Origin of the sequence: Aminobacter sp. P9b (genome assembly GCF_045345995.1) — a bacterium.
In the GTDB taxonomy this organism is placed as follows: domain Bacteria; phylum Pseudomonadota; class Alphaproteobacteria; order Rhizobiales; family Rhizobiaceae; genus Aminobacter; species Aminobacter niigataensis.
The window spans coordinates 821,895-836,456 of record NZ_CP150082.1; the positions used below are offsets into that span (position 1 = coordinate 821,895).

Sequence of the window (14,562 nt, forward strand, 5' to 3'; positions counted from 1 at the left end):
CCCGGACCTGCGGTCCGACCCTCCCCACAAGGGGGAGGGTGAGCGCCCGCGCCTGAGGAGGCCCCAATGACCGACAAACCATCCATCGATTCCTGGAAGAAGCTCGCAGAACGCGAGATCAAGGCTTCGCCTGACACGCTGACCTGGAACACGCCCGAGGGCATCGACGTGAAGCCGCTCTACACGGCCGACGATCTCGAAGGCATCGGCCATCTCGGAACGCTGCCGGGCTTCGAGCCGTTCCTGCGCGGCCCGCGCGCCAGCATGTATGCCGGCCGCCCCTGGACCATCCGGCAATATGCCGGCTTTTCGACGGCGGAGGCGTCCAACAACTTCTACCGCAAGGCGCTCGCCGCCGGCCAGCAGGGCGTGTCGGTGGCCTTCGATCTCGCCACCCATCGCGGTTACGACAGCGACCATCCGCGCGTCGAAGGCGATGTCGGCAAGGCCGGCGTGGCGATCGACTCGGTCGAGGACATGAAGATCCTGTTCGACGGCATCCCGCTCGAAAAGGTCTCGGTGTCGATGACGATGAACGGCGCGGTGATCCCGATCCTCGCCAATTTCATCGTCGCCGGCGAGGAGCAGGGCGTCTCGCGCGACAAGCTGTCGGGGACCATCCAGAACGACATCCTCAAGGAGTTCATGGTCCGCAACACCTACATCTACCCGCCCGAGCCCTCGATGCGCATCGTTGCCGACATCATCGAGTACACGGCGAAGGAGATGCCGAAGTTCAACTCGATCTCGATCTCCGGCTATCACATGCAGGAGGCCGGCTCGACGCTGGTGCAGGAACTCGCCTTCACGCTGGCCGACGGGCGCGAATATGTCCGTGCAGCTTTGAAGAAGGGCCTCAATGTCGACGACTTTGCCGGCCGGCTGTCGTTTTTCTTCGCCATCGGCATGAACTTCTTCATGGAAGCAGCCAAGCTGCGCGCTGCGCGCCTTTTGTGGTCGCGCATCATGACCGAGTTCGAGCCGAAAAAGACCTCGTCGCTGATGCTGCGCACCCACTGCCAGACCTCCGGCGTGTCGTTGCAGGAACAGGACCCCTACAACAACATCGTTCGCACCGCCTTCGAGGCGATGTCGGCGGCGTTGGGCGGCACCCAGTCGCTGCACACCAACTCCTTCGACGAGGCGATAGCCCTGCCGACCGAGTTTTCAGCCCGCATCGCCCGCAACACCCAGCTGATCCTCCAGCACGAGACCGGCGTCACCAAGGTCGTCGACCCGCTCGCCGGCTCCTATTATGTCGAGGCGCTGACCAACGACCTAGTCGAAAAGGCCTGGGCGCTGATCGAGGAGGTCGAGGCGATGGGCGGCATGACCAAGGCAGTCGCCACAGGCCTGCCCAAGCGCCTGATCGAGGAGGCGGCGACCCGCAAGCAGGCGGCTATCGACCGCGGCGACGAGGTCATCGTCGGCGTCAACAAATACCGCCTCGAGCAGGAAGACCATCTCGACATTCTCGAGATCGACAACTCCGCCGTCCGCGTGTCGCAGATCGCTCGCATCGAGCAGACACGGCGCCAGCGCGACCCCAAGCGTGTCGAGGACGCGCTTGCCGCGCTTGAGAAGGTCGCCCGGTCAGGCGAAGGCAACATCCTCACTGCTGCCGTCGAGGCGTCGCGCGCGCGCGCCACGGTCGGCGAGATCTCGGACGCCATGCGCCGCGCCTTCGGCGATCATGCGGCCGTCCCGGAAGTGGTCGAGAACGTCTACGGCAAGGCCTATGACGATGAGCCGGAGTTCCAGACGCTGGTATCGCGCCTCGAGCAGTTTGCCGGCTCACTAGGTGAGAAACCGCGCATCATGGTGGCCAAGCTCGGCCAGGACGGCCACGACCGCGGCGCCAAGGTGATCGCGTCCGCTTTTGGCGACATCGGCTTCGAGGTCATTGCCGGGCCGCTGTTCCAGACCCCTGGCGAGGCTGCCGATACGGCGATTGCGTCCAGGGTCCACGTCGTCGGCATGTCGTCGCTGGCAGCTGGCCACAAGACGCTCGCACCGCAGTTGGTCGACGCGCTCAAGGCTAAGGGTGCTGACAACATCATCGTCGTGGTCGGCGGTGTCATCCCGCGTCAGGACTACCAGTACCTGCTCGATCACGGTGTGTCAGCCGTCTTCGGCCCGGGCACCAACGTGCTCGATGCAGCGCGCGCCGTGCTCGACCTGATGGAAGGCAAGCGCCGCAATCAGTGAGCGCTGCGCAGGACAAATGAAAAAGGCCCGCTCGCGCGGGCCTTTTCTGTTGGTAATGCTAGGCCGCCTTCCGGCCGATGGAGATGTACTGGAGGCCATGGCGGGCGACGACCGCGGGGTCGTAGAGGTTGCGACCGTCGAAGATGACCGGCGTCGCAAGCGCCTGCTTGATCGTCTCGAAGGACGGTGCCCGGAAGTTCTTCCACTCGGTGGCGATCAGCAGCGCATCGGCGCCGCGCAGCGCCGCCTCCTTGGTGCCGCAGAGCAGCAGGTCGTCGCGCTGGCCATAGATCTGCTGCGCCTCGTTCATCGCCTCGGGATCGTAGGCCTGGACCTTGGCGCCAGCGGCCCACAGCGCTTCCATCAGGACGCGGGCCGGGGCCTCGCGCATGTCGTCGGTGTTGGGCTTGAACGCCAGCCCCCACAGCGCAAACGTCTTGCCCGCGAGATCGCCGTTGAAGTGACCCTTGAGCTTGTCGAACAGCACCGCCTTCTGGGCGTTGTTGCGCTCCTCGACCGACTTCAGCAGCACCGGCTCGAAGCCGACATCGTCGGCGGTGCGGATCAGCGCGCGCACGTCCTTGGGAAAACACGAGCCGCCATAACCCAGGCCGGGATAGATGAAGTGGTAGCCGATGCGCGGGTCCGAGCCGATGCCCTTGCGCACCTCCTCGATGTCGGCGCCGAGCAGCTCGGCCAGGTTGGCCATCTCGTTCATGAAGCTGATCTTGGTCGCCAGCATGCAGTTGGCGGCATATTTGGTGAACTCGGCCGAGCGCACGTCCATCACGATCATCTTCTCGTGGTTGCGGTTGAACGGCGCATAGAGCTCGCGCATCACCGCCTCGGCGGCCTCGCTTTCGGTGCCGACGATGATGCGGTCGGGCTTCATGCAGTCGGCGACCGCCGAACCCTCCTTGAGGAACTCCGGATTGGAGACGACGTCGAAGGCCAGCTCCTCGCGGCCGCGCGTCTTCAGCGCCGAAGCGATCGCCGCTCGTACCTTGTCGGCGGTGCCGACCGGCACGGTCGACTTGCCGACGACGATCTTGGGTTCGACCATCTCGCGGCCGATCGTCTCGGCCACGGCCAGGACATATTTGAGATCGGCCGAGCCGTCCTCGCCCGGCGGCGTGCCGACCGCGATCATCTGGATCTCGCCGTGACGCACGGCCAGCACCGCATCCGTGGTGAAGACGATGCGGCCCGCCGCATGGTTGTCACGCACCAGCGCCTCCAGCCCCGGCTCGAAGATCGGCACGAACCCCTGGTTCAGCCGCTCGACCTTGGCCGCATCGACATCGACGCAGACGACGTCATGGCCGACCTCGGCCAGCACCGCCGCCTGCACAAGACCGACATAGCCGATTCCAAATACCGTGAGCTTCATACGGTCCGTTCCTGTTCGCCGCCCGCTTTGACGGCGTAGATACAGGAATTCGGCACGGCGCACCAATGCCGCTGTTGCGATCAGACGGCGACGGAATGGCGCGCCGTTCCCTGGCCGAGATAGGCGTCGAAATGCGCGGCGATCGAGCGGACGAAGGGCTTGCCGCGTTCGGTGACGACAAAGCGGTTGCCGGCACGGCCAAAGATGCCGTTTCGGTCGTTGACGGCCAGCAATTCGGCCTCGGCGATCACCGCACGGGCCGGCTCGCCAAAGCGTGAAAGCAGCTCGCAGCGGGAGACGGAAAAGTCGCACATCAGCCGCTCGATGACCCAGGCGCGCATGCGGTCGGCATCGGACAGCGCCACCCCGCGCACGGTGGCCAGGCCGCCGGCCAGAACGCGGCGCTCGTATTCGCCGGTCGCCGGCATATTCTGGACATAGCCCTGCGGCAACAGCCCGATGGACGAGGCGCCGAGCCCGATCAGCGCGTCGGCCTGGTCGGTGGTGTAGCCCTGGAAATTGCGCCGCAGCGTGCCCGAGCGCGCGGCAACCGCAAGGCTGTCTTCGGGCAGCGCGAAATGGTCCATGCCGACCGTTTCGTAGCCGGCCGCGAGGATCAGGCGGCTCGCCGCCTCGGCCTGCTCCAGCCGTGCGGCCGCGTCGGGCAGCAGCGCCTCGTCGATCATGGTCTGGTGTTTCTTCATCCAAGGCACATGGGCATAGCCGAACAGGGCGATGCGGTCCGGCCTGAGCGACAGCACCTTTTCGGTGGTCGCTTCGATCGAAGCCAGCGTCTGGTGCGGCAGCCCGTAGAGCATATCGAGATTGACCGAATGTACGCCGCGGGCCCTGACGGCATCGATGACCCATTTTGTCTGTTCGAAGGTCTGCTCGCGGTTGATCGCCTGCTGCACGCGCTCGTCGAAATCCTGGACGCCGAGGCTGGCGCGCGTCATGCCGATGGCGGCCAGCGCGTCGAACCGCACCTCGTCCATGTCGTTGGGGTCCATCTCGACGCTGATCTCGGCGTCGGGCGCAAAGGCGAAGCTGGCGCGCAGCCTGCCGCCCAGGGCCAGGATGTCGTCGGCCTGGAGCAAGGTCGGCGAGCCGCCGCCGAAATGCAGCGCCGTGGCGCGCAGCCGGTTGCCGGCGAGTGCGGCGATGCTGGCGATTTCGGCGTCGAGCGCCTTGAGGTAACGCGCCACCGGATCATATTGTCGCGTCTGCTTGGTATGGCAGGCGCAGAACCAGCACAGCCGGTCGCAATAGGGGATGTGGACATAGAGCGACGCCGGCGCGCCCCTCGGCAGCGCCCGCAGCCAGTCGGAATAGGTCGAGGTCGACACATCGGCGCCGAAATGCGGGGCGGTGGGATAACTTGTATACCGCGGCACCGGGCTTGCGTATTTTTCGACGAGGCTTCTGTCCATTGTCATCTCCGTCAATGGCCCAGCATCGGACGGAAGCAGCGGCAACACCTTGACCTGGATCAAGAAAGCCAGGGCGGGAGACACAATGACACGGTTCCTATTACCCTCCGCGATCCCTAGATTGAGCAAATCAGACGCCGGACGATGCGATGACCATCCGCCAGGACATTCACAATTCTGAGATACCCGCGCTGTGCCGCTCCTGTGAGGCACGGCATCGCGGCGTCTGCGGAGCGCTGACCACCGATCAGCTGGTCGAGCTCAGCCGCCACACGACCAAGCGCAAGGTCGATCCGGGCACGGTGCTGGTGTCGGACGCCGACACCATCGACAGCTATGCCAATGTGCTCGCCGGCGTGGTCAAGCTGACCAAGACCCTGCCCGACGGCCGCCAGCAGATCGTCGGCCTGCAATTCGCACCCGATTTCCTTGGCCGTCCGTTCAAGCACGAGAGCTCGATCACCGCCGAGGCGGCGACCCCGGTACGCGTCTGCGCCTTCCCCAAGAAGTCACTCGACCGGATGATCGAACAGGCGCCTGAACTCAGTCACCGGCTGCACCTTCAGGCCCTCAACGAACTCGACGAAGCCCGGGACTGGATGCTGATGCTTGGGCGCAAGACCGCCTCCGAGCGGGTCGCATCCTTCCTGCATCTCATTGCCCGCCACAGCGATCCCGAAGCAGAAATCAGCGGAGAGATCAGCTTCGACCTGCCGCTAACCCGTGCCGACATCGCCGATTTCCTGGGCCTGACCATCGAGACCGTCAGCCGGCAGCTGACCAAGCTGCGCAAGGACGGCCTGATCACGGTCGAGAACAACCGCCACATCACCGTCTTCGACGTCGCCAGGCTGGAACGTCGCGCCAACGTCTGATCGCTCGGCTCAATCGCCGGATGACAGCACCGGGAGCACATGGTCGCGCTCGAAGGCGATGTGCCTTCGCAATGCCCCGAAGAATCCGCGCAGCATGAAGCCCAGCGTCTCCGGGTTTTCCGCCCGGCCGCGGCGTGCCGTCGCACGCAGCACATCGCGCAGCTCGGCGGCATAGCCTTCATCCTCGAAATGCTCGTTCTTGAGCCGCTCGACCGTCTCGCGTGCCTCGCCACCATGCGCCAGGCGCGCGGCGAACTGCGGATGGAGCCGCTGTTCCTCGAAGCGATGGACCTTGACCATCGCGGGCCCGAGGGCTCTTGCCGCGAGCACGCAACTGCGTCGGTCGATCTCGTTGGGCAGGGAATCGGCGATTTCCTCCAGCCTGTCGCACAGCGCAAGCATTTCCGCATGCGCGCGCTGTATGGCCGCGACCGCGTCAAGTAGAGCGGCGTCGTCCGATCCGGCCTTCATTTCCGAGCGCGCATTCATCTTGTTTGAAAGTTCCTCATTGGCCCAAGGCTGGTCTGCCCGGCGGCGCTTGACCTTGATCCAGATCAAGGCAGGGTGGGCAATTGTCATGGATGTGTGCCGTCTGGTGCCGACGCGAGCTTTCGGCGCCCAGCTACCGTCGGGGATCGCTCATGAAATACGCAATGGAAACAATCCTGCTGGCATTGGCGGCCTTTGCCGCCTTGCTCGGCGCCGCCTTCGCCAAGGACAGCCAGTTCGGCGCCCATATGTGGGTGCTGTTCTTCGTGCTGACCGCGAGCGTCATCGTCCTGATGCGCACCAGCAGCTATGCGCCGGTTGACATCCTGGCCGAGGACAAGTCAGCCTACATGGACGGGCCGATCCGCTACGGTGTCATCGCCACCGTCTTCTGGGGCGTGACCGGCTTTCTCGTTGGCGTCATCGTTGCGGCACAGCTTGCCTTCCCCGACCTCAACATCGAGCCGTGGCTGAACTTCGGGCGCCTGCGCCCGCTGCACACCTCGGCCGTGATCTTCGCCTTCGGCGGCAACGCGCTGATCGCCACCTCGTTCTACGTGGTCCAGCGCACGTCGCGCGCGCGTCTCTTCGGCGGCAATCTCGCCTGGTACGTGTTCTGGGGCTACCAGCTGTTCATCGTCATGGCAGCCACCGGCTATCTCCTCGGCATCACCCAGAGCCGCGAATATGCCGAGCCGGAATGGTATGTCGACATCTTCCTGACCGTCGTCTGGGTCGCCTACCTCATCGTCTTCCTCGGCACGATCCTGAACCGCAAGGAGCCGCATATCTATGTGGCCAACTGGTTCTACCTAGCCTTCATCGTCACCATCGCCATGCTGCACATCGTCAACAACCTGGCGGTGCCGGCGTCCTTCCTCGGTTCGAAGAGCTATTCGCTGTTCTCGGGCGTGCAGGATGCGCTGACGCAGTGGTGGTACGGCCATAACGCCGTCGGCTTCTTCCTGACCGCCGGCTTCCTCGGCATGATGTACTATTTCGTGCCCAAGCAGGCCGAGCGCCCGGTCTATTCCTACCGGCTGTCGATCATCCACTTCTGGTCGCTGATCTTCCTCTACATCTGGGCCGGCCCGCACCACCTGCATTACACCGCCCTGCCCGACTGGGCGCAGACGCTCGGCATGGTGTTCTCGATCATGCTGTGGATGCCTTCCTGGGGCGGCATGATCAACGGCCTGATGACGCTGTCCGGCGCCTGGGACAAGATCCGCACCGATCCGATCATCCGCATGATGGTGGTGGCCATCGCCTTCTACGGCATGTCGACCTTCGAAGGTCCGATGATGTCGATCAAGGCGGTCAACTCGCTCAGCCACTACACCGAGTGGACCATCGGCCACGTGCACTCCGGCGCGCTCGGCTGGAACGGCATGATCACCTTCGGCGCCATCTACTTCCTGGTGCCGCGCCTGTGGGGCCGCGAGCGGCTCTACTCGATGCGCCTGGTCACCTGGCACTTCTGGCTGGCTACCCTCGGCATCGTCGTCTACGCCGCCGTCATGTGGGTTGCCGGCATCAGCCAGGGCCTGATGTGGCGCGAATACGACGAGCAGGGCTTCCTGGTCTATTCCTTCGCCGAAAGCGTCGCGGCCATGGTCCCCTACTACATCGTCCGCACCATCGGCGGCCTGATGTTCCTCGCCGGTGCGCTGGTCATGGCCTGGAACGTCTACATGACCATCCGCGGCCACGTGCGCCAGGAAGAGCCGCTGCCCGGCGCGGCCCCTGCACTCCAGCCTGCCCAGTAAGGAGCCCGACATGGCACTGCTCGACAAACACAAGACCATCGAGAAGAACGCGACGCTCCTGCTGGTCGGCACGCTGCTGGTCGTCAGCATCGGCGGCTTGGTCCAGATCACGCCTCTCTTCTACCTCGAGAACACCATAGAGAAGGTCGAGGGCATGCGTCCCTACTCGCCGCTGGAGCTGGCCGGCCGCAACATCTACATCCGCGAGGGCTGCTACACCTGCCACAGCCAGATGATCCGGCCGTTCCGCGACGAGGTGGAGCGCTACGGCCACTACAGCCTGGCGGCCGAGTCGATGTACGACCATCCCTTCCAGTGGGGATCGAAGCGCACCGGCCCGGACCTTGCCCGCGTCGGCGACCGCTATTCCAACGAATGGCACGTCCAGCACCTGATCGAACCGCGTTCGGTGGTGCCGGAATCGGTGATGCCGAGCTACGCCTTCCTCAAGGAGACGCCGCTTGCGGTCAACACGATCAGCTACGACCTGACGGCCAACCGCCGGGTCGGCGTGCCCTACAGCGACGAGATGATCGCCAGCGCCGAGGCCGACATCAAGGCGCAGGCCGACCCGAACGCCGACACCTCGGGCGTCCTGGCCCGCTACCCCAAGGCCAAGCTCGGCGACTTCGACGGCAACCCGGCGGCACTGACCGAAATGGATGCGCTGGTCGCCTATCTGCAGATGCTTGGCACGCTGGTCGACTTCTCGACCTACGACGCGGCCGCCGGCTACCGCTAGGAGATCTGTCATGGACTACACCACGTTGAGACAATTCGCCGACAGCTGGGGGCTGCTGGCGATGACCGTCTTCTTCATCGGCGCCGTGATCTTCGCGCTTCGCCCGGGCAGCCGCGAAGCGGCCGAACGGGCCGCACAAATTCCGCTCAAGGAGGACTGATCTGTGAGCGAAAAGCAAATCGACGAACTGTCCGGCGTCGAGACCACCGGACATGAATGGGACGGCATCCAGGAACTCAACAATCCGATGCCGCGCTGGTGGCTGTGGACCTTCTACGCCACCATCGTTTGGGCGGTTGCCTACAGCATCGCCTATCCGGCCTGGCCGATGATCAGCACCGCGACGACCGGCCTGCTGGGCTATTCAAGCCGCGTCGACGTCAAGAACGAGCTCGCCGCCGCCGAAGAGGCCAAGAGCGCCTATGTCGAGGCAGTCAGCGCGAAGAGCGTCGGCGATATCCTGGCCGACCCGGAGCTCAGGCAGTTCGCCACCGCCGCCGGTTCGGCAGCTTTCAAGGTCAACTGCATCCAGTGCCACGGCTCTGGTGCGCAGGGCTCGCCAGGCTTTCCCAACCTGAACGACGACGAATGGCTGTGGGGCGGCAACATCGACCAAATCTACCAGACCATCGCGCACGGCGTCCGCTTTGCCGGCGACGAGGAAACCCATGTCTCGGAGATGCCGGCTTTCGCCGAGGTTCTCGAACCGCAGCAGATCAACGAGGTCGCCGCCTATGTCGCCAGCCTCGAGGGTCAGGCCGACACGCCCGACCTGGTGCCCGCCGGTGCGCAGGTATTCGCCGACAATTGTGCCGCCTGCCATGGCGAGGACGCCAAGGGCAACAAGGAAATGGGCGCGCCCGACCTGACCGACGCCATCGCGCTCTATGCCTCGGGGCAGGCCGCCATCGCCCAGCAGGTACGTCACCCCAAGCACGGCGCCATGCCCGCCTGGGGCGAGCGACTGGGCGACGTGAAGGTCAAGGAGCTTGCCATCTTCGTCCATTCGCTCGGCGGCGGCGAATAACCCTCCATCGCCGTGGGGTGATGGACGAAGGCGGGGGAGAGGCTCGGCAGCAATGCCGGGCCTCGACGCGCAAAGACCCGGGGATTGACCTGGGTCAAGGCCGGACTTCAGCCGGCCGGGCATAACAGGCCAACCCGGGTGATGGGTTGCAGGAGACTTAGATGCTTGACGAGACCGAAGTCGAGAGGCTCGAGGTAGAGGCGGTCAACTCCGCCAAGACCCGCCAACCTCTGTACAGCGCGCGCAAGAAGGTCTTTCCCAAGCGCGCTTCCGGTCGATTCCGCCAGTTCAAATGGCTGATCATGCTGATCACGCTCGGCATCTACTACCTGACGCCGTGGATCCGCTGGGACCGCGGTCCCTATGCGCCCGACCAGGCGGTTCTGCTCGACATCGCCAACCGCCGCTTCTACTTCTTCGCCATCGAGATCTGGCCGCAGGAATTCTTCTACGTCGCGGGCCTTTTGGTGATGGCCGGCATCGGCCTGTTCCTCGTCACCTCCACCGTCGGCCGCGCCTGGTGCGGCTACACCTGCCCGCAGACCGTCTGGGTCGATCTGTTCCTGGTGGTCGAGCGTGGCATCGAGGGTGACCGCAACGCCCGCATCAAGCTCGACGCGGCGCCGATGTCCGCGGCAAAATTGGCCAAGCGCACGCTCAAGCACGCCATCTGGCTCGTCATCGCGGTGGCCACCGGCGGCGCCTGGATCTTCTACTTCGCCGACGCGCCCAGATTGCTGGGCGACTTCGTGACCGGCCAGGCAGCGCCGGTCGCCTACATGACGGTCGCCATTCTCACCGCCACCACCTATGTCTTCGGCGGCCTGATGCGCGAACAGGTCTGCACCTACATGTGCCCGTGGCCGCGCATCCAGGCGGCGATGCTCGACGAAAACTCGCTGACCGTCACCTACAACGACTGGCGCGGCGAGCCGCGCTCGCGCCATGCCAAGAAGGCTGCCGCCGAAGGCCTTTCCGTCGGCGATTGCGTCGACTGCAACGCCTGCGTGGCGGTCTGCCCCATGGGCATCGACATCCGCGACGGCCAGCAGCTCGAATGCATCACCTGTGCGCTCTGCATCGATGCCTGCGACAGCGTCATGGACAAGATCGGCAAGGAACGCGGCCTGATTTCGTATGCCACGCTTGCCGACTACCAGTCGAACATGGCGATCGCCACCGACCCGGTCACGGCCACGATCGACCCCAAGCGGGTGCGCAATTCCGAGGGCAGGCTCAATGCGGCAATCGCCCATTTCCGCCTTGGCCGCATCTTCCGGCTGCGCACCCTGATCTATGCCGGCGCCTGGAGCTTGATCGGTGTTGCCTTGCTCGTTGCCCTGCTCAGCCGCGACCGGCTGGAGGTCAACGTGCTGCAGGACCGCAATCCGCAATTCGTGCGCCTGGCCGACGGCTCGATCCGCAACGGCTACACCGTCAAGCTGCTCAACATGGTGCCTGAACCGCGCACCATCGTGCTCCGCATGGAGGGCCTGCCGGAAGCGATGATGACCGTGGTCGGCATGGACCTGCCGGAGGGCCGTTCGGTCACGGTCGAGGCCGAGCCGGACAGGCTCAAGACGATCAGGGTTTATGTCCGCCTGCCGCGCGAAAGCCTGGCCGAGGGCCAGAGCTTCAAGTTCATCGTCGAGGACAAGGCAAGTTCCGAAGCCGACTCCTATGTTGCAAACTTCAACGTCCCGGAGGCAGGCAAATGAACTCTCGCGCCGGTCAGCCCAGGCAGTTCACCGGCTGGCACATGCTGGCGATCATGGTCGCCTTCTTCGGCGTCATCATCGCGGTCAACCTGCTGATGGCGACCTTCGCCAACACCAGCTGGACTGGCCTTGTCGTCCAGAACACCTATGTCGCCAGCCAGCAGTTCAATGAGCGCGTCGCCGAATCCCGCGCCCAGGCTGCCCTCGGCTGGAAGGGCACGCTGACGATCGCCGGCGGCGAGATCCGCTACAGCCTTGTCGATGCGTCAGGCACGCCTGTTCGAGCCGAGAACGTCACCACCTCCTTCCGCCGCCCCGCCTACGAGGCCGAGGACTGGAAGGTAACGCTCGCTCGCAAGGCCGATGGCACCTTTTCGGCGAAGGCTGCCGTCCGCGACGGCATCTGGATCGTCAATACAGAGGCAATGACGACAGTCGGGGCGCCCTACCAGGAAGCACGCCGGATCGTCGTGGCCAATGGAGCGGTGAAATGAACTGCTGTGGTCCTGACGCCGATGCCGCCCTCAGCCTGCCCTCGGCTGCCGCCAGGGGGCCGTCGCGCGAAGAACTGGCGCTGTCCAGCCGCACCCTGCCCGGCGGCATGCGTCAGACCGACCTCTCCGTTCCCGGCGTGCATTGCGGCGCCTGCATGACCAATATCGAAGCCGCCCTCGGCCGCCTCGACGGCGTCGACCATGCGCGCGTCAACCTTTCGACCAAGCGTGTCTCGGTGCGCTGGCGCGAGGATGCCGGCGCACCCGACATCGCCGAGGCGCTTGGGCGGCTGGGCTATGAAAGCCATCTCTTCGAGCAAGGCGCCGACGACAAGGACGAGACGCTTGCCGAACTCATCCGCGGCTTGGGCATCGCCGGTTTCGCCGCCGGCAACATCATGCTGCTGTCGGTCTCGGTATGGTCAGGTGCAACCGATGCCACGCGTGACCTGTTCCATTGGATCTCGGCACTGATCGCCCTGCCGGCACTCGCTTATGCCGGCCGCATCTTCTTCCGTTCCGCCTGGGGCGCACTGCGCAACGGCCGCACCAACATGGACGTGCCAATCTCCATCGGCATCCTGCTCGCCTACAGCATGAGCCTGTATGATACCGCCAACAGCGGCCCGCACGCCTATTTCGACGCCTCGGCCTCGCTGCTGTTCTTCCTGCTGATTGGCCGCACGCTGGACCACGTCATGCGCGAGCGTGCCCGCGTCGCCGTCAAGGGCCTGGCCCGGTTCGCCGCCCGCGGCGCGACCGTGCTCAACCCCGACGGCAGCAGCGCCTATCTGCCGGTCAGCGACATCAAGCCGGGCACCCACATCCTGCTGTCGGCCGGCGAACGCGTGCCTGTTGACGCCAGGGTGCTCAAGGGCCGCTCCGAGCTGGACTGCGCCATCGTCTCGGGCGAAAGCGATCCTGTCGCCGTCGAGGCCGGTGCCGCGCTGCGCGCCGGCACGCTCAATCTCACCGGCCCGCTGACCATCGAAGCAACCGCGGCGGCACAGGATTCGTTCCTCGCCGAGATAATGCGGCTGATGGAAGCCGCCGAGAGCGGCCGCGGCGGCTATCGCCGCGTCGCCGACCGGGCGGCCGCGCTGTACGCCCCTATCCTGCATTTGACCGCGTTCCTGACCTTCATCGGCTGGATGGTCGCAGCAGGCAACTGGCACCAGGCCATCACCATCGCCATTGCCGTGCTGATCATCACCTGCCCCTGCGCGCTGGGCCTTGCGGTGCCGATCGTGCAAGTGGCCGCCGCGCGGCGCCTTTTCGAGAACGGCATCATGGTTAAAGACGGCTCAGCAATGGAGCGGCTGGCCGAGGTCGACACCGTCGTCTTCGACAAGACCGGCACGCTGACGCTCGGCATGCCACGGCTGGTCAATGCCAACGAGATGTCGCCTGATGCACTAGCGCTGGCAGCAGCTATCGGCCGGCATTCGCGTCACCCGATCTCGCGCGCTCTGGCAGAAATCCCGGTTGAAATGCCGGCAAAGGAATGGGCATTCGACGCGGTTGAAGAAATTCCCGGCTTCGGGCTCGAAGCCAGGAGCGGCACCGACACCTACCGTCTGGGCCGTGCCGCCTGGGCGCTCGACGAGGCGAACACCGCCGCCGGCACGGTACTGTCGAAGAACGGTACCGGCCTCGCCGAGTTCATCTTCGAGGACCGGCTGCGCGCCGACGCTATGGCCGCCGTTTCCGCGCTGCGCGACAGGGGCCTGGCGATCGAGATCGTTTCCGGCGACCGGCCGGATGCGGTGGCATCAGTCGCCGCATCCTTGGGCATCGACCAGTTCTCTTCGGGCGTGCTGCCCAATGGCAAGGTCGCCCGGCTTGAGGCGCTCAAGGCCGAGGGCCGCAAGGTGATGATGGTTGGTGACGGGCTCAACGACGCCCCGGCGCTGGCTGCGGCGCATGTCTCCATGGCTCCGGCCAGTGCTGCCGATATCGGCCGCAGTGCCGCCGACTTCGTCTTCCTGCGCGAAAGCCTGTCGGCAATCCCGCTGGCGCTGGCGACATCGAGGGAAGCAAGCCGCCTGATCCGGCAGAATCTCATGCTGGCTATCGTCTACAATGCCGTCGCCGTGCCGATTGCCCTGCTCGGCTACGTCACCCCGCTGGTTGCGGCTCTGGCAATGTCGGGGTCTTCAGTTATTGTCATCGCCAATGGATTGCGGCTCGGCACCGGCAAGACCAGGTCACCAAGACCTGCCGCCGGTCAGGGGCAACCCTTTCCAACCAAGGAGGCAATGGCATCATGACCGGTCTGTTGTTCCTGCTCCCCGTCGCACTTCTCCTCGGCGGACTCGGGCTTGCGGCGTTTCTCTGGTCGCTGCACAGCGGCCAGTACGACGACATGGATGGCGCAGCCGAACGCATCCTGGTCGACGACGACTAGAGCGCGGACAAAA

At 65.0% G+C, this 14,562-nt stretch carries 13 protein-coding genes; 10 read left to right on the forward strand and 3 right to left on the reverse strand.

Annotated elements, in window-relative coordinates; translation table 11 throughout:
- The first annotated feature begins 66 nt into the window (after positions 1–66).
- Positions 67–2,208 carry a methylmalonyl-CoA mutase gene (scpA, locus tag WHT83_RS04120; protein WP_406873042.1) on the forward strand — a complete coding sequence of 714 codons (2,142 nt, stop codon included), beginning with the start codon at positions 67–69 and terminating at the stop codon, positions 2,206–2,208.
- A gap of 58 nt (positions 2,209–2,266) precedes the next feature.
- Here scpA and WHT83_RS04125 read toward each other — a convergent pair whose 3' ends face one another.
- Complete coding sequence (locus WHT83_RS04125; protein ID WP_406873043.1) at positions 2,267–3,598, reverse strand: UDP-glucose dehydrogenase family protein; 1,332 nt, start codon at positions 3,596–3,598, stop codon at positions 2,267–2,269.
- Positions 3,599–3,678: 80 nt separating this feature from the next.
- Entirely contained in the window at positions 3,679–5,028 is a 1,350-nt protein-coding gene (gene hemN, locus WHT83_RS04130) for an oxygen-independent coproporphyrinogen III oxidase (protein WP_406873044.1), read from the reverse strand.
- 149 nt (positions 5,029–5,177) lie between these two features.
- Between hemN and WHT83_RS04135 the strand changes: the two genes are divergently transcribed.
- Positions 5,178–5,903: a Crp/Fnr family transcriptional regulator gene (locus WHT83_RS04135; protein WP_406873045.1), complete on the forward strand. Its 726-nt coding sequence runs from the start codon at positions 5,178–5,180 to the stop codon at positions 5,901–5,903.
- Positions 5,904–5,912: 9 nt separating this feature from the next.
- Here WHT83_RS04135 and WHT83_RS04140 read toward each other — a convergent pair whose 3' ends face one another.
- On the reverse strand, positions 5,913–6,482 hold the full coding sequence (locus tag WHT83_RS04140; RefSeq protein WP_406873046.1) for a hemerythrin domain-containing protein: 570 nt from the start codon (positions 6,480–6,482) through the stop codon (positions 5,913–5,915).
- A 62-nt stretch (positions 6,483–6,544) separates the two neighbouring features.
- Between WHT83_RS04140 and ccoN the strand changes: the two genes are divergently transcribed.
- The 8 genes from ccoN to ccoS all read left to right on the forward strand — a co-directional run bounded on the left by ccoN (position 6,545) and on the right by ccoS (position 14,549).
- A complete protein-coding gene (gene ccoN / locus WHT83_RS04145; protein ID WP_183263349.1) occupies positions 6,545–8,161 on the forward strand; it encodes a cytochrome-c oxidase, cbb3-type subunit I in 1,617 nt (538 codons plus the stop codon).
- Between the two features lie 10 nt (positions 8,162–8,171).
- Positions 8,172–8,903, forward strand: coding sequence for a cytochrome-c oxidase, cbb3-type subunit II (gene ccoO, locus WHT83_RS04150; RefSeq protein WP_108606173.1), 732 nt, complete (start codon positions 8,172–8,174; stop codon positions 8,901–8,903).
- A gap of 10 nt (positions 8,904–8,913) precedes the next feature.
- Positions 8,914–9,063, forward strand: a complete 150-nt coding sequence (locus tag WHT83_RS04155; protein ID WP_108606172.1) for a cbb3-type cytochrome c oxidase subunit 3 — start codon at positions 8,914–8,916, stop codon at positions 9,061–9,063.
- Positions 9,064–9,066: 3 nt separating this feature from the next.
- On the forward strand, positions 9,067–9,930 hold the full coding sequence (ccoP, locus tag WHT83_RS04160) for a cytochrome-c oxidase, cbb3-type subunit III (RefSeq protein WP_183263348.1): 864 nt from the start codon (positions 9,067–9,069) through the stop codon (positions 9,928–9,930).
- A 161-nt stretch (positions 9,931–10,091) separates the two neighbouring features.
- Positions 10,092–11,648: a cytochrome c oxidase accessory protein CcoG gene (gene ccoG, locus WHT83_RS04165; protein ID WP_318763151.1), complete on the forward strand. Its 1,557-nt coding sequence runs from the start codon at positions 10,092–10,094 to the stop codon at positions 11,646–11,648.
- Positions 11,645–12,142, forward strand: coding sequence for a FixH family protein (locus tag WHT83_RS04170; protein WP_406873047.1), 498 nt, complete (start codon positions 11,645–11,647; stop codon positions 12,140–12,142). Before ccoG ends, WHT83_RS04170 begins: the two co-directional genes overlap by 4 nt.
- On the forward strand, positions 12,139–14,412 hold the full coding sequence (locus tag WHT83_RS04175) for a cation-translocating P-type ATPase (protein WP_406873048.1): 2,274 nt from the start codon (positions 12,139–12,141) through the stop codon (positions 14,410–14,412). Before WHT83_RS04170 ends, WHT83_RS04175 begins: the two co-directional genes overlap by 4 nt.
- The gene (gene ccoS / locus WHT83_RS04180; protein ID WP_108606167.1) at positions 14,409–14,549 is read left to right on the forward strand and encodes a cbb3-type cytochrome oxidase assembly protein CcoS; all 141 of its coding nucleotides are present in this window, start codon (positions 14,409–14,411) and stop codon (positions 14,547–14,549) included. The genes WHT83_RS04175 and ccoS overlap by 4 nt, the downstream gene beginning before the upstream one ends.
- Positions 14,550–14,562 lie beyond the last annotated feature (13 nt).

What these genes read in the sequence shown, in the direction of transcription:
- scpA (WP_406873042.1), top strand. Translation starts at nt 67, where the DNA reads ATGACCGACAAACCATCCATCGATTCCTGGAAGAAGCTCGCAGAACGC.
- WHT83_RS04125 (WP_406873043.1), bottom strand. Translation starts at nt 3,598, where the DNA reads ATGAAGCTCACGGTATTTGGAATCGGCTATGTCGGTCTTGTGCAGGCG.
- hemN (WP_406873044.1), bottom strand. Translation starts at nt 5,028, where the DNA reads ATGGACAGAAGCCTCGTCGAAAAATACGCAAGCCCGGTGCCGCGGTAT.
- WHT83_RS04135 (WP_406873045.1), top strand. Translation starts at nt 5,178, where the DNA reads ATGACCATCCGCCAGGACATTCACAATTCTGAGATACCCGCGCTGTGC.
- WHT83_RS04140 (WP_406873046.1), bottom strand. Translation starts at nt 6,482, where the DNA reads ATGACAATTGCCCACCCTGCCTTGATCTGGATCAAGGTCAAGCGCCGC.
- ccoN (WP_183263349.1), top strand. Translation starts at nt 6,545, where the DNA reads ATGAAATACGCAATGGAAACAATCCTGCTGGCATTGGCGGCCTTTGCC.
- ccoO (WP_108606173.1), top strand. Translation starts at nt 8,172, where the DNA reads ATGGCACTGCTCGACAAACACAAGACCATCGAGAAGAACGCGACGCTC.
- WHT83_RS04155 (WP_108606172.1), top strand. Translation starts at nt 8,914, where the DNA reads ATGGACTACACCACGTTGAGACAATTCGCCGACAGCTGGGGGCTGCTG.
- ccoG (WP_318763151.1), top strand. Translation starts at nt 10,092, where the DNA reads ATGCTTGACGAGACCGAAGTCGAGAGGCTCGAGGTAGAGGCGGTCAAC.
- WHT83_RS04170 (WP_406873047.1), top strand. Translation starts at nt 11,645, where the DNA reads ATGAACTCTCGCGCCGGTCAGCCCAGGCAGTTCACCGGCTGGCACATG.
- WHT83_RS04175 (WP_406873048.1), top strand. Translation starts at nt 12,139, where the DNA reads ATGAACTGCTGTGGTCCTGACGCCGATGCCGCCCTCAGCCTGCCCTCG.
- ccoS (WP_108606167.1), top strand. Translation starts at nt 14,409, where the DNA reads ATGACCGGTCTGTTGTTCCTGCTCCCCGTCGCACTTCTCCTCGGCGGA.